This is a genomic window from Sphingomonas sp. Leaf242, assembly GCF_001422045.1.
Classification (GTDB): Bacteria; Pseudomonadota; Alphaproteobacteria; order Sphingomonadales; family Sphingomonadaceae; genus Sphingomonas.
This window is the reverse complement of record NZ_LMLW01000009.1, coordinates 511979-532365: the sequence shown is the minus strand read 5'-3', so window position 1 is coordinate 532365 and position 20387 is coordinate 511979. Positions and strand designations below refer to the sequence as shown.

Annotated in this window: 19 protein-coding genes and 2 pseudogenes; 4 read left to right on the top strand and 17 right to left on the bottom strand. The window is 66.7% G+C overall.

Annotated features, from left to right (window positions below):
* Position 1 precedes the first annotated feature (1 nt).
* From ASF09_RS13705 to ASF09_RS13630, 16 genes and pseudogenes are all read right to left on the bottom strand, one after another.
* Positions 2–964 (bottom strand): cell division protein FtsQ/DivIB, encoded by a 963-nt coding sequence (locus ASF09_RS13705; protein ID WP_056051324.1) that lies wholly within the window; start codon positions 962–964, stop codon positions 2–4.
* Positions 961–1899, bottom strand: a complete 939-nt coding sequence (locus tag ASF09_RS13700) for a D-alanine--D-alanine ligase (protein ID WP_082444296.1) — start codon at positions 1897–1899, stop codon at positions 961–963. The genes ASF09_RS13705 and ASF09_RS13700 overlap by 4 nt, the downstream gene beginning before the upstream one ends.
* Positions 1896–2954 (bottom strand): UDP-N-acetylmuramate dehydrogenase, encoded by a 1059-nt coding sequence (murB, locus tag ASF09_RS13695; protein ID WP_082444307.1) that lies wholly within the window; start codon positions 2952–2954, stop codon positions 1896–1898. Before murB ends, ASF09_RS13700 begins: the two co-directional genes overlap by 4 nt.
* A 50-nt stretch (positions 2955–3004) precedes the next feature.
* On the bottom strand, positions 3005–4423 hold the full coding sequence (murC, locus tag ASF09_RS13690; protein ID WP_060526695.1) for a UDP-N-acetylmuramate--L-alanine ligase: 1419 nt from the start codon (positions 4421–4423) through the stop codon (positions 3005–3007).
* Positions 4420–5574: an undecaprenyldiphospho-muramoylpentapeptide beta-N-acetylglucosaminyltransferase gene (gene murG, locus ASF09_RS13685; protein WP_060526694.1), complete on the bottom strand. Its 1155-nt coding sequence runs from the start codon at positions 5572–5574 to the stop codon at positions 4420–4422. The genes murC and murG overlap by 4 nt, the downstream gene beginning before the upstream one ends.
* Positions 5571–6752, bottom strand: coding sequence for an FtsW/RodA/SpoVE family cell cycle protein (locus ASF09_RS13680; RefSeq protein ID WP_060526809.1), 1182 nt, complete (start codon positions 6750–6752; stop codon positions 5571–5573). The genes murG and ASF09_RS13680 overlap by 4 nt, the downstream gene beginning before the upstream one ends.
* 71 nt (positions 6753–6823) lie before the next feature.
* A pseudogene (gene murD / locus ASF09_RS13675) lies at positions 6824–8124 on the bottom strand (UDP-N-acetylmuramoyl-L-alanine--D-glutamate ligase).
* Positions 8121–9191, bottom strand: a complete 1071-nt coding sequence (mraY, locus tag ASF09_RS13670; RefSeq protein ID WP_056051331.1) for a phospho-N-acetylmuramoyl-pentapeptide-transferase — start codon at positions 9189–9191, stop codon at positions 8121–8123. The pseudogene murD and the gene mraY overlap by 4 nt, the downstream one beginning before the upstream one ends.
* Entirely contained in the window at positions 9192–10583 is a 1392-nt protein-coding gene (locus ASF09_RS13665) for a UDP-N-acetylmuramoyl-tripeptide--D-alanyl-D-alanine ligase (RefSeq protein WP_060526692.1), read from the bottom strand.
* A 133-nt stretch (positions 10584–10716) separates the two neighbouring features.
* Positions 10717–12132, bottom strand: a complete 1416-nt coding sequence (locus tag ASF09_RS13660; RefSeq protein WP_060526691.1) for a UDP-N-acetylmuramoyl-L-alanyl-D-glutamate--2,6-diaminopimelate ligase — start codon at positions 12130–12132, stop codon at positions 10717–10719.
* Positions 12133–12142: 10 nt separating this feature from the next.
* A complete protein-coding gene (locus ASF09_RS13655; protein ID WP_060526690.1) occupies positions 12143–13861 on the bottom strand; it encodes a peptidoglycan D,D-transpeptidase FtsI family protein in 1719 nt (572 codons plus the stop codon).
* Positions 13858–14547, bottom strand: coding sequence for a hypothetical protein (locus ASF09_RS13650; RefSeq protein ID WP_060526689.1), 690 nt, complete (start codon positions 14545–14547; stop codon positions 13858–13860). The genes ASF09_RS13655 and ASF09_RS13650 overlap by 4 nt, the downstream gene beginning before the upstream one ends.
* Positions 14544–15494, bottom strand: a complete 951-nt coding sequence (gene rsmH, locus ASF09_RS13645) for a 16S rRNA (cytosine(1402)-N(4))-methyltransferase RsmH (protein ID WP_060526688.1) — start codon at positions 15492–15494, stop codon at positions 14544–14546. The genes ASF09_RS13650 and rsmH overlap by 4 nt, the downstream gene beginning before the upstream one ends.
* Positions 15491–16018: a division/cell wall cluster transcriptional repressor MraZ gene (locus ASF09_RS13640; RefSeq protein ID WP_060526687.1), complete on the bottom strand. Its 528-nt coding sequence runs from the start codon at positions 16016–16018 to the stop codon at positions 15491–15493. Before ASF09_RS13640 ends, rsmH begins: the two co-directional genes overlap by 4 nt.
* A gap of 339 nt (positions 16019–16357) precedes the next feature.
* The gene (locus ASF09_RS13635; RefSeq protein ID WP_060526686.1) at positions 16358–16627 is read right to left on the bottom strand and encodes a hypothetical protein; all 270 of its coding nucleotides are present in this window, start codon (positions 16625–16627) and stop codon (positions 16358–16360) included.
* A 58-nt stretch (positions 16628–16685) separates the two neighbouring features.
* Positions 16686–17654, bottom strand: coding sequence for a cysteine synthase A (locus ASF09_RS13630; protein ID WP_060526685.1), 969 nt, complete (start codon positions 17652–17654; stop codon positions 16686–16688).
* A 190-nt stretch (positions 17655–17844) separates the two neighbouring features.
* Between ASF09_RS13630 and ASF09_RS20395 the strand changes: the two genes are divergently transcribed.
* From ASF09_RS20395 to aat, 4 genes are all read left to right on the top strand, one after another.
* Positions 17845–17997 carry a hypothetical protein gene (locus ASF09_RS20395; RefSeq protein ID WP_156359365.1) on the top strand — a complete coding sequence of 51 codons (153 nt, stop codon included), beginning with the start codon at positions 17845–17847 and terminating at the stop codon, positions 17995–17997.
* A 136-nt stretch (positions 17998–18133) separates the two neighbouring features.
* Entirely contained in the window at positions 18134–18517 is a 384-nt protein-coding gene (locus tag ASF09_RS13625; RefSeq protein WP_056051347.1) for a hypothetical protein, read from the top strand.
* Positions 18518–18641: 124 nt separating this feature from the next.
* On the top strand, positions 18642–19352 hold the full coding sequence (locus ASF09_RS13620) for a ParA family protein (protein WP_060526684.1): 711 nt from the start codon (positions 18642–18644) through the stop codon (positions 19350–19352).
* On the top strand, positions 19349–20095 hold the full coding sequence (gene aat, locus ASF09_RS13615) for a leucyl/phenylalanyl-tRNA--protein transferase (protein WP_060526683.1): 747 nt from the start codon (positions 19349–19351) through the stop codon (positions 20093–20095). Before ASF09_RS13620 ends, aat begins: the two co-directional genes overlap by 4 nt.
* Before the next feature lie 35 nt (positions 20096–20130).
* Here aat and ASF09_RS21130 read toward each other — a convergent pair.
* Positions 20131–20364: pseudogene (locus ASF09_RS21130) on the bottom strand (DUF2155 domain-containing protein); the annotation flags it as partial.
* Positions 20365–20387 lie beyond the last annotated feature (23 nt).

Here is a 20387-nt window from a genome sequence, read left to right as displayed (position 1 = left end):
GTCATCCCTCCCCGCCCGTTACGTTCGCGCCCGCCGTTTGCGACGGAGTATTCGTAGTTTCGCCCGTTGCTGGCGCGCTGGCAGGTGCCGGCACGTCGACGCTGTGCGCCAGGCTCGCGCCCGGTTTGCGCGCGACCAGCTTGGTCGGATCGCGCATATCGAACCGGATCCAGCCGCGCCCTAGCAGCGGCCGCGCCCCATCCAGCTCGGCGAACTTCACCAGCGCACGCGGCGCACCGTCTTCCGGCAACGCCAACGTCTCGCCGCTCTCGAACGTGAGATCCCAGCGCCGATTGCCGACCCAGGTCGCCGCCTTCACGCGCGGCTTCAGCGCAGGCGCGGCGGCGAGCAGCGTCTGGTACGACGCCTCCTGCCGATCCGCGCCCGGCCCGATCACCAGCGGCAGGTTCGGGATCGCATCCGGCTGGACCGGCTCGAGCAGCACGCCCGATGAATCGATCAACGTGAGTTGGCCATTGTCCTGCCACACCGCGGCGGGGGTCCGCTCGACAATATCAACCAGCATCGTATTCGGCAGCCGCCGCGACACGTGCGCGTCCGCGATCCAGCCATAGCGCAGCAGTTTCTGCCGCACCGCCTCCAGGTCGACGGACAGCATCGACGTCTGGTTCTGCTTGTCCTCGAGCGCGACCGCATAGACCGACATCCGGTCCATCCGCTTGAGCCCCGTGACCTCGATCTGCTCGACCTTGAAGCCCGCACGCCCGGCACCCTCGGCCACCGCCGCGCCGATCATGCCGGGAATGCCGACCCACGTCGCCGCCGCGATCGCGACCGCACCGCCCGCGCCCAGGATCGACCACGTCGCGATTTTGCGAAGCGTGTCCTCACTGACCGGGAGCATCCCGACCAGCCGGTCCATGACCGACACCTTCTTGACCGCGACCTTCCGGCGCGGGGCGGGCCGCTTGGGCGGCGGACCGCGCTTGATAGTGCGGCTCATGGGGAGGGGTTGTCCTGCAACGCCTCGTCGACGATCGCCTGGACCAGCTCGGCATAGCTCATGCCGATATGCCGTGCCTGTTCGGGCACGAGGCTCAGTGGAGTCATCCCCGGCTGCGTGTTCACCTCGAGCAGGAACAGCCCGTCGACGCCACGCTCGTCATCCCAGCGGAAGTCCGACCGCGACGCCCCCTTGCAGCCGAGCAACCGGTGCGCTTCGAGCGCGAGGCTCTTGCAGGCATCGGTGATCTCGTCGGGGATCTCCGCCGGGCAGACGTGGACCGTCATGCCGTCGGTGTATTTCGCGTCGTAATCGTACCACCCGCTCTTGGGCTTCAATTCGGTGACCCCGAGCGCCTTGCCGCCGAGCACCGCGGTCGTCAGCTCGCGTCCGCGGATATACGGCTCGGCAAGCAGTTCCTCGAACTCGCCCCAAGGCCCGACGCTGTCGCGCGCGATCGGATTGCCGTAATTGCCGCTGTCGGTGACGATCGCCACGCCGACCGAGGAACCCTCGTTGACCGGCTTCAGCACATAGGGCCGCGCCATCGGATCGCCCTCGAACAGATCCGCCGACTTGACGATCCGCCCGCCCGGCATCGGCACGCCCGCGGGAACGAGCAGCAGCTTGGTCAGCACCTTGTCGATCGCGATCACCGACGTAGCGAGACCCGAATGGGTGTAGCGCAACCCCATCAGATCGAGCAGCCCCTGCACCGATCCATCCTCGCCAGGCGTGCCGTGCAGCGCGTTGAACACCAAGTCGGGCTTCGCGTCCGCCAGCTTGGCAGCGACGTCCCGTCCCATATCGATCCGCGTAACCCGGTGGCCGAGCGACTCAAGCGCATCCGCACAGCCGTTACCCGACATCAGCGAAACCTCACGCTCCGCCGACCAGCCGCCCATGAGCACCGCGATGTGAAGAGCCGCACTCACTGCTCCCCTCCCGCCTGCGGGAGGGGTCGGGGGAGGGGTTGATGCAAGATGCCGGTATCTGGACCGCCCTCCCCCGCCCCATCCCGCAAGCGGACGGGGAGGTATTCACCAACCCGCTGGATTTCCCATTCCAACGTCATCCCCGAATGCGCCTTCACCTTGTCGCGTACCTCTTCACCCAGCGCCTCGATTTCCGCGCTCGACGCGGACCCGAGGTTCAGCAGGAAATTGCAATGCTTCTCACTGACCTGCGCATCGCCGCGAGTCAGCCCCCGACACCCGGCCGCGTCGATCAATGCCCAAGCCTTGTGCCCCTCGGGGTTCTTGAACGTAGAGCCCCCGGTGCGCGACCGCAAAGGCTGCGATGCCTCGCGCTCTGCCGCGATCCGATCCATCTCCGCGCCGATCACGGCAGGCTCGCCGGGCGTACCGGAGAACACGGCTTCGACCACGACGGCTCCCGCAGGCAGGTCCGAATGACGATAGGTGAACCCGAGTTTCTCGGCAGGCCAAATCTCGACCGAACCCTCCCGCGTAACCACGGTAGCCTCGACCAGAATATCGCTGACATCGCGACCATAAGCACCCGCGTTCATCCGAACCGCTCCGCCGACAGTACCCGGAATCCCACGCAGAAACTCAAGCCCGGCAATTCCAGCATCCCGCGCGGCACTGGCAACGGTAATCCCCATCGCACCCGCACCCGCACGAACGCGGCCGTCCTGCACCGAAACCTTGGCCATCGCCTTAGGCAATCGCACAACGACCCCCGGCACGCCGCCATCGCGCACGATCAGGTTCGAGCCTACGCCGACGGGAAGCACTGGAGTTGATGGGTCGAGCGTTTTAAGCAAGCCGGCCAGATCATCGACATCCGAAGGCCGCACCAGCCACTCCGCCGGGCCACCTGTACGAAACCAAATAAAGTCCGCCAGACTGCCATTAGCCGTCAGAGTACCACGCAGATCCTCCCCGGCACGGGGAGGGGGACCGCCAAAGGCGGTGGAGGGGGCTCTGCCAGAAGCGTTACGCTCGTGGACGCCCCCCTCCACCATGCCTTGCATGGTCCCCCTCCCCGTACCGGGGAGGATTTGCGACGCGCCACTCACGCCAGCACCTTCGCGCGCTCGGCAGCAATCGCATCCGCCAACCCAGCCGCCCACTTCGTGATGTCACCAGCGCCGAGGCACACGACCATGTCATCCGCCTCGATCGTCGCCGCCAGCTCCACCGCGAGCGCGTCCGCATCCGCAACCACACCAGCAAACCGGTGCCCGCGCCGCTTCAACCCGTCGACCAGAGCCGCCGCATCGACGCCCTCCACAGGCGCCTCGCCCGCCGCGTAGACCGGCGTCACCAGCACCCGGTCCGCATCGTTGAAGGCCGTCTGGAAGTCCTCCATCAGATTGCCGAGACGCGAATAGCGATGCGGCTGCACCACCGCGATCACGCGACCCTTCACGCCCTCGCGCGCCGCCGCCAGCACCGCGCGGATCTCGACCGGATGATGGCCGTAATCGTCGATGATCGTCACGCCAGCCACTTCGCCGACCTTGGTGAACCGCCGCTTCACGCCGCCAAACTTGGCAAACCCCTGCTGGATCGTCGCATCCGCGATCCCTAGCTCCAGCGCCACGCCGATCGCCGCCAGCGCATTCTGGACGTTGTGCCGCCCCGGCATCGGCATCTCGATCCCCGAAATCGTCCGCGTCGCGCCATCACGCTCGCGCACCACGCAATCGAACCGGTTGCCGCCCGGGATCGGCGTCACCTCCACCCCGCGCACATCCGCCTGCGCCGAGAAACCGTACGTCACCACCCGACGATCGCGCACCCGCGGCAGGATCCCCTGCACTTCCGGGTGATCGAGGCACAACAACGCCGCGCCATAGAACGGTACGTTCTCGACGAACTCGACGAACGCATCCTTCACGGCGTCGAACGAGCCGTAATGGTCGAGATGCTCGGGATCGATGTTCGTCACGACCGCGATCGTCCCGTCGAGCCGCAGGAAGCTGCCGTCGCTCTCGTCCGCTTCCACGACCATCCAGTCGCTCGCGCCCAGTCGAGCGTTCGAGCCGTACGAGTTGATGATCCCGCCGTTGATGACCGTCGGATCGACCCCGCCCGCATCGAGCAGCGCCGCCACCATTGACGTCGTCGTCGTCTTGCCATGCGTCCCAGCCACCGCGACGGTGGACTTCAACCGCATCAGCTCGGCGAGCATTTCCGCACGCCGCACCACCGGCACGCGGGCATTGAGCGCCGCCTCGACCTCCGGGTTCGAGCGCACAATCGCAGTCGACACGACCACCACGGCCGCATCGCCGATGTTCGACGCCGCGTGGCCGATCGCCACCGGGATGCCCTTGCCGCGCAAGCCCTGCACGACATAGCCCTCGGCCACGTCCGACCCCTGCACACGGTAGCCGAGGTTCTTCATCACCTCGGCGATGCCCGACATACCGATCCCGCCGATCCCGACAAAGTGGATCGTGCCGATATCCGTTGCGACGCCCTTCATGCGAACTGCGCCTTGGGCTTCGAGGGCGCGCCGACCGGAATGCGCGACATCGGCGCGTCGAGGCTCTCGACCAGATCGGCCAGATCGCTCGCCGCATTCGGCCGCCCGCAACTCCGCGCGCGACCCGCCGCGTTCTGCAACGCCGCCGGATCGAGCCCGAGTTTCTGCATCTGCTTGGCCAGTTCCACTGCGGTAAAGTCTCCCTGCGCAATTGTCCGCGCGCCGCCCGCCTGCGTGATCTCGCGCGCGTTCACGGTCTGATGATCGTCGGTCGCCCCCGGCAGGGGCACCAGGATCGCTGGCCGCCCCGCCGCGGTCAGCTCCGAAATCGTCGAAGCCCCCGCGCGTGCGATCACCAGATGCGCCCAGGCCAGTTGCTCGGGCATATCGGGCAGATACGTCGCCAATTCGGCCGGAATATGATGCTCGGCGTATTTCGCGCGCACCGCGTCGATATCCTCGATCCGCGCCTGATGAGTCACCTGCAACCGCCGCCGAAACGTCACCGGCAACATCGCCAGACCGTCGGGCACGACCTGCGACAGGATGCTCGCCCCCTGGCTGCCACCCGTCACGAGCACGCGAAAAATTCCATCCTCCTCCAGCAGCGGATACGGCCGCGAGCGCAGCGCCAGCACCGCCTCGCGCACCGGATTGCCGACCAGATGCGCCTTGCCCAGCAGCTTCGGCGCGAGGCGCTCGGTCGGCTCGGACGAGGTCGCGATCGCGTCCACGCGCCCCGCGACGAAACGGTTCACGCGCCCCAGCACCGCGTTCTGCTCATGCACCGCGGTCGGGATCTTGTCCGCGAACGCCGCCAGCAACGCCGGCAGTGCAGGATAGCCGCCAAAGCCGATCACCGCGGCCGGCTTGAACGTCCGGTACAGCTCGCGCGCCATTGCTCGCCCGCGCCACATCTCCCGCGTGGCCCGAGCCCAACCGAGCGGTCCACCGGTAAAGCGCCCCGCCGGCAGGACATGCGTCTGGATATCCTCGAACAGCCCCGGAAACCGCACGCCGCGCGCATCGCTGACCAACGCGACACGGTGGCCGCGCTTGGTCAGTTCGGCCGCGAGCGCCGCTGCCGGGACCATGTGTCCCCCGGTCCCACCGGCTGCGAGGACGTAATGCCGAGACTGATTAACGTTCATTCACCACTCCAGCGGACGACATAGGGGCTCCGCGTGAGAAACGGATTGCGCCGGGTAAACGCCAGCAGCAACCCCATGCCGACCGACAACGCAATCATCGACGACCCGCCATAGCTGATGAACGGCAGCGTCATACCCTTAGACGGCGCGAGGCCCGTGTTCACCGCCATGCTCACCAGCGCCTGCGCGCCGAACTGCGTCGCGAGGCCCGCGGAGGCGAGCAGCTTGAATTCGTCCTGCTCGTCCAGCAGCTTGACGAACACGCGCACCACGATCGCCAGGAAGATCACCGCGATCACCGAACACGCGATCAGCCCGAATTCCTCGCCGATCACCGAGAAGATATAGTCGGTATGTGCCTCGGGCAGCCCGAACTTCGCCGCACCCGCGCCCGGCCCCGTCCCGGTCCAGCCGCCCGCGGTCAGCGTATTATGCGCCGCGTTCGTCTGGAAATGGTCGCCCGCGCCCTCGCCCTCGACACCCGGAAACAGGAACGCATCGATCCGCGACCGCGCCACGCCGTAGAACACATAGGCGGCAATCAGCCCGGCCGGCGCCATCGCGACGAGGCCGAGCATCACCTTGGCCGGCGTCCCCGCGATCATCAGCAGCGCCATCCAGACCGAGCAGAAGATGATCGTCTGGCCGAAATCGGGTTGCAGCATCAGCAGCACCGCGACGCCCGCGGTCATCGCGCCGGTGATCAGCACGGTCGGCAGCTCGGCATCCTTCGCACGCAGCGACAACAGCCACGCGACGGTGACGATGAACAGCGGCTTCAGGAACTCCGAAGGCTGGAACTGCGCGAACCCGACGCCGAGCCAGCGGCGTGCACCGTTCGCCTCGACACCGATGAACGGCGTCACCATCAGCATCAGCACGAACAGCGCGCACCCGCCGATCGCCATCCGCCGCGCCATCGACACGGGCATCATCGACACGCCGAACAGCACGGGGAGCGACACGCCGACCCACATCAACTGTCGCCAGAAATAGTAGAGCGGCGCGATCTTGTGGTGCTCGCCCGAATAGCGGACCGCACTCGCCGGCGACGCCGCCGCGACCGCGATCAGTCCGATCGCAATCAGGAACAGCGTCAGCAGCAGGAGCATCCGGTCGATATCCCAGAACCACGTGCCGAGCGGCGACTGATCGCCCCGCCCGCCGCGCCGTTTCATCTTGGCGACGATGCTGGTCTTCGGTGTGCCCATATCGCCCCTAACGTCGATCCTTCCAGCGCGGATATCGGTCATGCCAGCGACTCCACCGCGGCGCGGAACGCGGCCCCGCGCGCTTCGTAATCGCGAAACTGGTCGAAACTAGCACAGGCGGGGGATAACAAAACAGTGTCGCCCGGCTTGGCGTTTGCGGCGGCCGTGCGGACCGCTGCGTCGAGCGTGCCGACGTTATCGACGCGCATGGAGTCTTTCAAAATCTCGGCGAACTTCGGGCCAGCCTCGCCGATCGTGTAGGCGTGGACGACGTGACCGAAGGCGGGCTTGCAGGCGTCGAGGTCGTCGCCCTTCGCGCGCCCACCGACGATCCAGTGGACCCGGTCGAACGCAGCCAAAGCCGGCGCGGTGCTCTCGGGATTGGTCGCCTTGCTGTCGTCGACATAGGCAACGCCGCCATATGAGGCGATCTGCTCCATCCGGTGCGGCAGGCCCGTGAAACTCATCAGGCCACGGTCGATGTCGACTTCGCTCACGCCCAGTGCCTTGACCACGGCGATCGCGGCAAGTGCGTTCTGAGCGTTATGCGGCCCCTGTAACGTCGGCCAGTTGCTCTGATCCATGCACACGCCGGGCGCGATCTTGGTGAGGTGCTCGCCCTTCGCCGACAGCCCGCGCGCGATCTGCGCGGACGGCGCGTCGCCGATCCCGATGACCGTATCATGGTCAGGCGACTGCATCGCGAACAGCCGCGCCTTGGACGCGGCATAGCCCTCGAACCCGTCATAGCGGTCGAGATGATCGGGCGTGATATTAAGCAGCACCGCGACGTCGCAATCGAGCGTCTGCGTCAGGTCAATCTGGTAGCTCGACAGTTCGAGCATGTAGACGCCGCCCTCGGGGAGCGCTTCCTGCTCGAGGATCGGTAGGCCGATGTTGCCGCCCATCAGCGTCGGGATGCCGGCGGTCTTGAGGATGTGGTGGACGAGCGCGGTGGTGGTCGACTTGCCATTGGTCCCGGTGATGCCGACGACCTTGTGTGGCGGGAGGTCTGCACGGGCCTGTGCGAAGAGCTCGATGTCGCCGATGACGGGCACGCCGGCCGCGCGCGCCGCGGCGGCGAGCGGGTGCGTGTTGAGCGGCACGCCCGGCGACACCACGAGCGCATCGAAGCCCGAGAGATCGTCAAGCGGCGCCACTTCTAAAAGCCCTCTCCCCKCMGGGGAGAGGGAGTGAAGACATCACGCTTCGCCTCATCGGAATCCCACGCGACGACCTGCGCCCCGCCAGCCACCAACGCCCGCACGGTCGCAGCCCCAGACCGCGCCAGTCCCAGCACCGCATAGCGTTTCCCGCGCCAGGCCTGCGCAACGATCACCGCAGCTTCAACGTCGAAAGGCCGACCAGCGCCAGCACCAGCGCGATGATCCAGAAGCGGATCACCACCGTCGCCTCTGCCCAGCCGAGCTGTTCGAAATGATGGTGGATCGGCGCCATCCGGAACACGCGCTTGCCGGTGCGCTTGTAGAAGAACACCTGGATGATCACCGACAGTGCCTCGATCACGAACAGCCCGCCGATGATTCCCAGCACGATCTCATGATGCGCGACGACCGCGATCGTTCCCAGCGCGCCGCCCAAAGCCAGCGACCCGGTATCGCCCATGAACACCGCCGCTGGCGGCGCATTGAACCACAGGAACGCGAGCCCGGCCCCCACGATCGCCCCGCAGAAGATCGCAAGTTCACCCGCGCGGGGGACGTGCGGAATACCGAGATAATCGGCGAACTTCACGTTCCCGACCAGATACACGATCACCATGAACGCGACGCTGGCGATGATCACCGGCATCGTCGCCAGCCCGTCGAGCCCATCGGTCAGGTTCACCGCATTGCCGAACGAAACGATCGTGAACGCCGCGAACACCGGGAAGAACCAGCCGAGATCCAGATACATGCGCGACGTGAACGGCAGATACAGATGCGGCCCGTTCTGCGACATGATGATCGTCGCGGCGACGCCGGCGATGATGAATTCGAGGAGCAACCGCGTGCGCCCGCTGATCCCCGCGGTGCTCGCCTTGCGCACCTTGTCATAGTCGTCGAGGAAGCCGATCGTCCCGAAGCCGAGCGTCACGAACAGGCACGCCCATACATACGGATTGCTCAGGTCCATCCACAGAAAGATGGCGAGGCACATCGAGGTCAGGATCATCAGCCCGCCCATCGTCGGCGTCCCACGCTTCGACAGATGCGACTGCGGGCCGTCAGCGCGGATCGGCTGGCCCTTGCCTTGCCGCACGCGCAACCAGCCGATGAACTTCGGTCCGATGATCAGGCCGATGATCAGCGCGGTCGCGACCGCACCCCCGGTCCGCACCGTCTGGTAACGGATGAGGTTCAGCAGGCCGGGAAACCCCAGATGCTCGGCGAGCCAATACAACATTCAGTTAATCCCGCCTTTGAGGCCAGCCTGGAGACCCGCTACGACGCGCGCGAGGCCCACCCCGTTCGATCCCTTGACGAGCACGACATCGCCGGGCGCCAGGATCGTCCGTAACGACGCGAGCGCGGCCGCAGCGTCGCCCACATGGACGGTTTCGGCCTGTCCCTCAAGCACCTGCGCTAACGGCGCCATCGCTTCACCGACAAGCAGCGCCATTTCGACGCGCGCGGCGAGAATGGGCTCGGCGAGGCCGGCGTGATAGTCGTCGGAGCCCTCGCCCAGTTCGCGCATCTCGCCGAGTACCGCGATGTGACGACCAGGCTCGTGGCTGAGGACGCTGAGCGTCGCACGCATAGAGGCGGGGTTGGCGTTATAGCTCTCGTCGATCACCAGCGCCTGCCCTTCGCCGACGGTCACCAGCGACCGCGCGCCACGGCCTTGCAATCCGCCGAGTTCGGCCAACGCGAGGCCGGCGAGTCCGAGATCACTGCCGGCCGCCTGCACGCAGGCCAGCACGCCGAGCGCATTGGACACCCAGTGCGCGCCGGGCTGCGCGATCGTGAAACTCAGCTCGTGCTCGGCCCCCTGCCCCATCCGCGCAGTGACGAACGTCCCGCCGGTCGGCAGCCGCATCGCCTCGATCGCGCGGACATCGGCGCCCTTCTCGCTGCCGAACGTCACGATGTGCGCGGCATGCGGCGCGGCATGGCCGAGCAGCCGGTCGCGGTGCGGGCTGTCGTAGGGGACGATCGCGGTCCCGTCAGGTTCGAGCCCGGCAAAGATCTCCCCTTTGGCATCGGCGATCGCGCTCTCGTCGGGAAAGAATGCGGTATGCGCAGGCGCGATCGCAGTGATCATCGCGATGTGCGGTCGGACGATCTGGGTCAGCTCGGCGAGTTCACCGGCATGGTTCATCCCCATCTCGAACACGCCGAACTTCGCGTCCCGCGGCATGCGGGCGAGGCTCAGCGGGACGCCGGTGTGGTTGTTGTAGCTCTTGACCGAACGGTGCACGTCGCCGGGGGATGCGCGGTCGAGGCAGGCGAACAGCGCTTCCTTCGCGCTGGTCTTCCCAACCGACCCGGTGACACCGATGATCTTCGCACCGCTCCGAGCCCGGCTCGCCCGCCCAAGCGCCTGCAACGCGATAAAGCTGTCCTCGACGATGACGTGCGGATGATAGCAAGGCTCCGACACGATCGCCCCCGCCGCGCCCTGTGCGAAGGCCTGATCGAGGAACAGGTGCCCGTCGCTGGCCTCGCCCTTCATCGCAATAAAGAGGTCGCCGGGCCCAACTTCGCGCGAGTCGAACGCAACGCCAGTGACGGCGAAGTCACCAGACGCCACACCACCGGTAGCCGCTGCGATCTCGGCCGAAGTCCACAGACTCACTGCCCCCCCTCCCGCAAGCGGGAGGGGGTCGGGGGGTGGGCGCGCGCTATCGCCGAAGCGCAGCGCCTGCCGAACCCGCGAGCCCACCCCCGGCCCCTCCCGCTAGCGGGAGGGGGGAAGAAGATAGCTACCCTCACGCCGCGCACTCCCGCGCGACGGTCACGTCGTCGAAGGGGAGGACCATGTCGCCGACGATCTGCCCTTGTTCGTGGCCCTTGCCCGCGATCAGCACGATATCCTCGGGCCCAGCCTCGCGCACCGCCGCACCGATCGCCGCGCGCCGGTCGCCGATTTCCTCAGCTCCCCGCGCGCCCTTCAGGACGTCGCAACGGATCGCGCGAGCGTCCTCGGTCCGCGGGTTGTCGTCCGTCACGATCACACGGTCAGCATGCTGCACCGCGACCTGCCCCATCGTCTCACGCTTGCCGGTGTCGCGATCGCCACCGGCGCCGAACACCACGATCAGCTTGCCGCCTGCGTGCGGTTTCAGCGCAGCGATTGCCGCTTCGAGCGCGTCCGGGGTGTGGGCATAGTCGACGTAGACCGGCGCACCCGACTTCGCGATCACCGCGCGTTCCAGCCGCCCGCGCACCGGCTGCAACCGCGCGAGATTGGCGATCGTCGCGGCCACGTCGCCACCGGTCGCGATCACGAGTCCCGCCGACACCAGCGCGTTCGCCGCCTGGTAAGCTCCGATCAGCGGCAGTGTCACCTTGTACGTTTGGCCCTCCGCCTCGATCGTCAGCCCCTGCCCGAGCAACGTCGGATCGCGCCCTACCAGCCGCAACGTCTCGCCCTGCGTCCCGACCGTAATCAGCCGGTTGCCACGCTCGCGCGCCAGATCGATCACCCGCGCCGACTGAGGATCGTCAGCCCACACCACCGCCGCACCGTCCGTCGAGAGCACCTCGGAGAACAGCCGGATCTTGGCCGTAAAATACGCCGCCATGTCGCCGTGATAGTCGAGATGGTCGCGGCTGAGGTTCGTGAACGCCGCCGCAGCTACCTTCAGTCCCTCGGTCCGGTACTGCGTCAGGCCGTGGCTCGACGCCTCGAACGCGAGATGCGTGACGCCTTCGCGCGCGAGCCCCGCCACGTTCGACAGGAACGTCACCACATCCGGCGTGGTCAGCCCGGTCGTGACACGCTCGTCCGCCGTCGTAACCCCCAGCGTACCGATCGAAGCTGCATGGAACCCCGCCATCCGCCACAGCTGCCGAGTCATCTCGACGCACGACGTCTTCCCGTTGGTCCCGGTGATCGCCACCGACGTCTCGGGAAACGGCGCGAAGAACTTCGCGGCCAATTGCGCGAACCGCTCGCGGGGGTTGTCGTCGGCGATGTAGGTAGCGCCCTCGACCGTCAGCCCAGGCCGCGCCACGACTGCGATCGCGCCCGAGCGGATCGCGTCCTCGATGAAATCCTCGCCGTTGACGCGTGCGCCTTCGAACGCGCCGAACACCGTGCCGGGCGCGACCTTGCGGTGATCGATCGCGAACCCCGTCACCTGCGCCTCTTCCGTCCCGTCGGTCAGCGCTGCGAGTTTCATGCAATAGTCCTCATTGCCCGGTCGGCTGTGTACGCGACGGGTCCTGCCACAAAGTCGGCAGGATGTCAGACTCGTCGATGTCGCGGTGCGCGTCGGGCACCACGCCCAGGATCGCCCCGACGCGCGAGATCGTCCGGCCGACCACCGGCGCGGTATTCCACGCAGCAGTCTTCCACCCGGCGGTTTCCTTCGTCCCGAGCGGTGAATCGAGCATCGCCAGCACGACATAACGCGGCGCATCCATCGGGAACGCCGCGGCAAACGTCGCCACGTTGCGCGAATGATCGTAGCCACCAGAGACCGCGGCCTCGGCCGTCCCGGTCTTGCCGCCGACGCGGTAGCCCGGCGCATCGCCCTTGCGACCCGTGCCGCGCTGAACGATCAGCCGCAGCATCTGCCGCATCCGCGCGCTTGTCTGCTCGCTGATCACCCGGCGACCGGCAACCGCATGACCCGGCGCGACCTTCAGCAACGTCGCCGGCCGCCAGATCCCGCCATTGACCAGCGCCGCATACGCGCTCGCCAGATGCAGCGGGGTCACCGCGATACCGTGCCCGTAGGCGGTGGTCATCGTCGTCGTCCGCGCCCAGTATTTCGGCCACAACGGACGGCCCTTCTCGCGCAGTTCGATATCGGGCTTGGTATCGAAGCCGAGCTTCTTGAACATCGCCTGCATCTTCGCGGGCCCGACCTCGTCGGCCACACGTGCGGTGGCGATGTTGGACGAGTAGATCAGCGTCTCGGCCATGTTCAGCCAGCGCTTCGGATCGCCGCGCTCGTCATGGATCGTGAAGCGGCCGACCTGGAGCGGATGAGTCGCATCGAAGCGCCGCGCGAACGACGTCACCACGCCCGTATCCATCGCGGTCGCCATCGTGATCGGCTTGAACGTCGAGCCGAGCTCGAACACGCTCTGAGTCGTGATGTTGCGGAGCTGTTCGCTGCCCGACATGCCGACGCGGTTGGGGTTGAAGGTGGGCAGCGAGACCATCGCGATCACCTCGCCGGTCGCGACGTCTAGGACGATGCCGCCCGCCCCTCGCGCGGAAAACGTCGTCATCGCGCGGCCGAGTTCGCTCTCCATCGCCGCCTGGACGCGGTTGTCGAGCGACAGCGCGACCGGCGTGCCGTTCAGCGCAGGATTGGTCAGCCGCTCGTCGAGCACGCGCTCCATCCCGCTCATGCCGTGGCCTGCGGTCGACAGGAAGCCGAGTGCGTGCGCCGCCATCGTCGACTGCGGATACAGCCGCTGCGTATCGCGATCGAACACGATCGCCGGCTCGCCGATCGCATTGACCTGCTCGACCAGCGCCGGCGACGCGCGCCGCTGGAGATAGATAAAGCTTTTGCCCGACGTCAGCAGCGCATAATAATGCGCCTGGTCGCCCGCCTCGGGCATCAGCGCGGCGAGCTTGCTGGCGATTTCGGTCGGATCGCCGATCAGCTTTTTCGGGTGCACCGCGATCGTCCACGCATCGATCGTCCGCGCGAGCGGCGCGCCGTTGCGATCGACGATGTCGCCGCGCGCCGCGATCGCCGCCGAGCGCGCCTGCGGATCGGCGAGCGACGCCTGCACCGCCAGCATTCCGAGCCGACCGACCACCACCAGCACCGCTGCTCCGAACAGGAACATCAGCATCATCAGGCGCGTGTGCGCCGTCGCCACCAGTGCATGACGCTGGTTGGCGCTACGTTGCTGCGAGACGGGCCGGGCGACCAAGGCGGTCACCGCCGCTTACGGCTCTCGGAGCGGGCGCCGCTCATGATGTCACCCAGCGTCGTGTCGGACAGCAGCTTCCGGTCGAGCATCGCCACTGCCTGCGGCCGGACCTTCGCGACGGCGGCGAGGCGCTCTGTCTTGGCGGCGCGGACGAGTGCGGCCTCGGCCGAGCGCGGCGTCGACACCGACGCGCGGATCACGACCGGCTTGAGCGCCGTCTTCGACGCGGCCTGGATCGCGACGTTCATCGCGCGCGGTGCCGTAACTTGGGCCATCTGCACCGGAGCAAGCTTCACCACGGCAGGAGCGGCGGTGACCGGCACGATCGACGTGGAGACGACGGACCCCGCCCCCGACGGCACCAGCAGCGCGGCGGTCTGGACCCCGTCCGCGCGCAGGCTGTTGACGTCGAGCGCCGCGAGCGCGGCCTCGCTCACGACGAACTGGCCGGCAGTGGGCGCCGACAGCGCCAGCGTATCGCCATTCCAGCGCTCGAGCTGCGCCAGGTTGCCGCGCGTGTCGAATTCGGTTTCCAGCGCACGGATGTCGCGCTGCGCCGAGCGGATCTGACCATTGACCGCCTCCAGCTTCTTGCGCTCGGCGGCGACCTGCAGCGACACGAGGTAGAAACCGAGCACGACGGCCACGCAGCCCCCGAACCAGCCCACACCCTTCATCCGATACGCCGCCGTCATGTCGTCACCTCTTCCGTCCATGGTTGCGCGGAGGTCCGCCGCGCCGTCCGTAATGTCGCCGAGCGCGCACGCGGGTTGCGTGCGATCTCGGCCTCGCCGGCGCGAACACCGCGGCCGACATGAGAAAAACTAGGTTCCGCAACGGCTTTCACCTGCGGAAGATGACGCGAACCTGAAGGCGAGCCCCCGGAACGCGTGCGCAGGAAGCGCTTCACCATCCGGTCCTCGAGGCTGTGGAACGTCACGATGGCCAGGCGTCCGCCGGGCTTCAGCACGCGTTCGGCCGCCAGCAATCCGTCGGCCAGTTCGCCGAGCTCACGGTTCACATGGATCCGGATCGCCTGGAACGCCCGGGTCGCGGGGTCCTTCTTGTCGTGCGCCTTGTAGCCGAGCGCGCGGCGGACGATGTGCGCCAGCTCGCCGGTCCGCGTCAGCGGGCGCGCCGCGACGATCGCGCGCGCGACACGCCGCGACTTGGGCTCGTCGCCATATTGATACAGCACGTCGGCGATCTCGTTCTCGTCCGCCTCGTTGACGAAGTCCGCCGCCGACATGCCGGCCTGCGCCATCCGCATGTCGAGCGGGCCATCCGATTGGAACGAGAAGCCGCGCTCGGCCTGATCGAGCTGCATCGACGACACGCCGATATCGAGCGTCACCCCGTCGACCGGTGCGAGGCCCCGCGCTTCGAGTTCGGACGCCATCGCCGAGAAATCCGCGGCGATCAGCGTCAGGCCTTCTTCGGCCTCTTCCATCGCGCGACCATTGACGATCGCGTCTGGATCGCGGTCGAACGCCACGATCCGCGCGCCCGACTTGAGCAACGCCAGCGTATAGCCGCCCGCGCCGAACGTGCCGTCGACCATCGTCTCGCCGGGCTCAGGGGAAAGCGCAGCGAGGACTTCGTCGAGCAGGACGGGAATGTGCGGTGCGTCGGGGGAACTCACAGCTGCACCCCCTTCTCGGCCATGTAGAAGCGCGCCATCTCCTTGACGACGGGGGGCATGCCGTCGGTGGCGATCAGCGTCGCGGGGTCCCAGATCTCGATGTAGTCGAGCACGCCGTAGAAGAACGCATGGCCCTTGATGCCCGCATAGAAGCGCGGGAACGCAGGCATGATGAAGCGACCGGAGCCGTCGAACGGCACCGCTTCGCCGGACGCGGCGGCGCGCTTGATGTTGTAGTCGTATTCGCCGTTCTCGGCAGGATTCTCGGATTCGCGGCGATCGAGGCGCTCGGCGAGGATGTCGACGTAACCGGGATCATACGCGACCAGGCAGCGATTCTTCTGATGCGCGCCGATGATGATGGTCCCGCCGTCCTTGCCGTTCGCCTTGGGGGCATTTGCCGAGAGCGTGGTGCGGAGTGCCGAGGGGATGGCTACCCGGCCCTTGTCGTCGACAAGGCCGATACCGTCTCCTTGATAGCGACCACGCACCGACACGCCAAAACCCTTCGAAATGGCGCACATGATTCACCTTCCCGAGCCGCGACCCTCGTCGCGCCTCGACCGCAGCAATCGCCGACGGTGAAACATGCCCCTGTATTAATCTCCATCTACCATAGCGGACTGGGGACGCAACGGGATTTTTGGGGATTGGACGGAATCCACGACAGGTTTCGTCGACCAAATCGGGGAAAATCGCACCCCACAACGCGAATTAACGCGCCATTAGGGACGTTAGGCTGGGGAATTCCGGGGATCAGGCACAATCGGCGGTTCGAACGGGCAGCCTCGATGGGCACGCGCGAATGTTCAACGCGCCCTGGATCGTGTCCGGCGATGTGCAATCAAGGGCAGCAATCAGCCTCAGCGAGTCGGGGCTTGACCATTTGCACTGGGAGCGACGCCCATTTCGGCCAGGGGCTCGGTGGGATCTGCGGCATCCCCGCTGTTCGTCACACCCATGTTGGCCACCACGTCCGGCTGGGCGGCCCCTATCGCCGCGACCGGCCGCTCGCGGCTTGCAGAGCCGATGATCGCGCTAGCCAGCCCGATCAAAAGCACCACGGCCGCAAGGCCGATCAGGCCGACCTTGATGCGCTGCATGCGCTGATAGGGATCGTTGGGTGACTTCATCTTGTCGCGTTCCGATACCCGACCATCGTCCCGCTGTCGATTCTCGACGCAGGCCGGCTCAAGTCAGGCCCTTGGCTGTGCGCCACTCGGGATCGTACAGCGTCGACAGATACCGGAATCCGGTATCGCACAGAATCGTCGCGATGCGTTTTCCCGGACCCAGATGCCGCGCCAGCGCGACCGCTCCCGCGACGTTGATACCCGACGACAAGCCAAGGCAGAGTCCTTCGTCGTCGAGCAGCCGGCGCACCCAGGCATACCCCTCCTGGTCCGAGATCCGGAACTGGGTGTCGATTGGCGCGCCTTCGAGATTGGCGGTAATTCGCCCCTGCCCGATCCCCTCGGCGACCGACGATCCCTCGGACTTCAGTTCGCCGTACGCATAATAGTTATAGAGCGCGGCGCCGTGCGGGTCGCTGAGCGCAATGCAGACCGCCTCGTCCTTGGCCTTCAGCCCGAGCCCGACGCCGGCGATCGTCCCGCCGGTGCCGGCTGCACAGGTAAAGCCATCGACCCGCCCCTCCATCTGCGCCCAGATTTCCTCGGCGGTGCCGACGATATGCGCGCGGCGGTTGGCGATATTGTCGAACTGGTTCGCCCAGATCGCGCCCGGCGTCTCATCGGCGATCCGGCGCGAAGTATGGACGAAATGGCACGGCGACGAGAACGCGGCCGCAGGCACCAGCACCAGTTCGGCCCCCAGCGCCCTGAGCGTGTCCATCTTCTCGCGGCTCTGCGTCTCGGGCATGACGATGATCGTCTTGTAGCCCTTGGCGTTGGCGACCAGCGCGAGACCGATACCGGTGTTGCCCGCGGTCCCCTCGACGATCGTGCCGCCGGGCTGGAGCAGACCCCGCTCCTCCGCATCCTCGACGATGAACAGCGCCGCCCGATCCTTGACCGACGCGCCGGGATTGGCGAATTCGCACTTTCCAAAGATATCGCAGCCCGTTGCGTCGCTCGGCCCCTTCAGTCGAACGAGCGGGGTGTTGCCGATCAGGGCGAGCGTATCAGATGTCGTGTGCATCGCCGACAAATGGCGCTGCCATCCGCTGCGGGCAACCCATCGAAAGTTTTGCGTGCTAAACACGATACGCCACGCCGACAGGTCTTGCCGAACGCCTCTCGCGCAAACCCATAACGTGCTTTCAGGGTGGATTGATCCATGTTAGCCTCGCCACCTGTCCAAGTCGCGGCCAGGAAAAGGGCTATCGGTCATGAAAAACTACGAACATGCGCTGTCGTTGCTGGAGGAAGCAACGCGGATCATGCTCGCTGTCGGCGACACGCTGGTCGCCGCGCACATCGCGACACCGATCGATGTCATCGAAACGCGTCTCTACGCGTTGCGTGGTATGCAGAAGCCCTGACCCCTTCCGACGGGCGCTCGACATCCCGAGCCCTGCTCAGCCCGTCAGCAAGGCTGACCTGTTCGTCGTCCGAGGATGCGATGGTAGCGCTTAAACCTTGACGCCCTATGCTGCATGCGCGAAGCGAGGTTCCGCTATGAAGATCATCCCCATCACCGCCGTTGCCGCGCTGCTCGTGCTGGCTGCCTGCAACTCCAAGCCAGCCTCGCCAGAGGTAGTCGACACCAATCCCGATCCAATGGCGAACACGCTCGCAAACGCCGCGCCGGTCGAGTTGCCGCCCGCGATCAAGTCGGAAAAGACGTTGCGCTGCAAGGACAACAGCCTGTTGTACGTGACGTTCTTCCAGGGCGACAAGCAGGCCGTGGTCCGCACCAAGCAGGACGGCACGCCGACCACACTCAAGTCTGACGTCGCCGGTTCGCCGAAGACCGCCGAGGGCGGCTGGTCGATGACCGGCAACGAGGACAGCGTCACGCTGACCCGTCCGGGCAAGTCGGCGCAGATTTGCCACGCATAAGGTTCGATCGGCCAATATTTTGGCGTGAACGGTTCCAGAAACGGCCGGCGGTTTCCCCGCCGGCCGTTTTTCTTTGTGTCGTGCACCCTTGCCCGGACGCCGCCGGCCCGGCACCGTATGATCCATGGCAACACTAGCGATATACAGCCTGAAGGGCGGCGTCGGTAAGACGACGCTCGCCGTGAACCTCGCCTGGTGCGCCGCCGCGCTGTCGGCAAGACGTACGCTGCTTTGGGATCTCGACCCGCAGGCCGCGGCGACCTGGGTGCTCGGGGGGCCGGGCAAGGTCGACCAGGCGCAGGCTATGTTCTCGAAGGATATCGCAGTCGCCAAGCAGGCACGGCCGACCGCATATCCGCAGCTCGACCTGATCGCCGCCGATGCGTCGCTCCGCGGGCTCGACCAGCTGTTCCACGATCTCGACAAGAAGAAGCGCCTCGCCAAACTGGTGTCCGACCTCGCTGGCTACGACCGCGTCGTCCTTGACTGCCCGCCGGGCCTGACCGAGACCGCCGATCAGGTCATGCGCGCCGCCGACCTGATCGTTATCCCGGTCATCCCCTCGCCGCTGTCGACTCGTGCCTATGAAGCGGTCGTCGCGCACCTCGGCGGCCGGACGCCGCTGCTGCCGGTCCATGTCATGGTCGACAAGCGCCGCGCGCTACATGCCGAGGCGCTGGCGATGCATCCCGACTGGCCGGTGATTCCGATGGCAAGCGGCATTGAGGCGATGGCATCGCGGCGCGCACCGGTCGGCGTCTTCTTGCCAAAGTCGTCGGCGGCGCGCGCGTTCGCCGATCTGTGGCGGCGGATCGAACAACGGCTGGCCGCATGAGCGAGGTTCTGGATCCGAAAAATGGACTCGACCCGCAGCTCGTCCTCGGCGCCTACTCGGTCGGCGTCTTTCCGATGGCCGACAGCCGCGATGCCGCCAGCGTCTACTGGGTCGAGCCGCGCCGCCGCGCCGTGCTGCCGCTTGATTCGTTCCGGCTCTCGCGGTCGTTGCGCAAGACGATCGTTGCCGACCGGTTCCAGGTCACAGTCGATACCGCTTTCGAGCCTATTCTCCGCCTCTGCGCCGAAAGCGTCGCAGGCCGGCCCGAGACCTGGATCAACGCGAGTATCGAACGTGTCTTCACGACGCTGCACGCGATGGGCTTTGCACATTCGGTCGAATGCTGGGACGGCGGCAAGCTGGTCGGCGGGCTCTATGGACTCGCGCTCGGCCGTGCGTTCTTCGGCGAAAGCATGGTCAGCCGCGCGACCGATGCCTCGAAGGTCGCGCTCGCGCATCTGGTCGCACGGCTGCGCGTCGGTGGGTTCACGCTGCTCGACTGTCAGTTTCAGACCTCGCACCTCGCCTCGCTCGGCGCAGTCGAAATCGATCGCGCGAATTACGTTGCGTTGCTGGCCGCGTCACTCGACGGTGCGCTCGGCGCATCGGCTACTGCAGGCGTGGCGTCGGCCGGCGACTTTCGCGCGCTCGATCGCTTGGCGGGCAAGGCCTCCGCATCGGACGCGGTATCGGGCCCGGTCGCGGGGAACGTCATCGCGCAACTCTTGGTCCAGACGTCGTAGACGGGGTGCTGCACCGCGTTCAGCGCGGGGCGTTCCTTGTAGAGCCAGCCTGAAAACGTCCGGCGCCAATGCGTGTCGACGCCACGCACCAGCACTTGGACGAACGCGCCGGTCAGTTGCTCCTGCTCCCACGGCGCGGTCTGCTCGCAGGCGCGCAGCCGCAGCACCACATCGCCCATCCGCGTGGCCTGGCCGGGCTTCAGCGTGACGTCGTGCGTTTCGCCATTTCGCTTGTTCAGGATGCCGATCACCGCAAAGCGTTGCGCCATCGGCGTTCCGCCATTCGCGATCG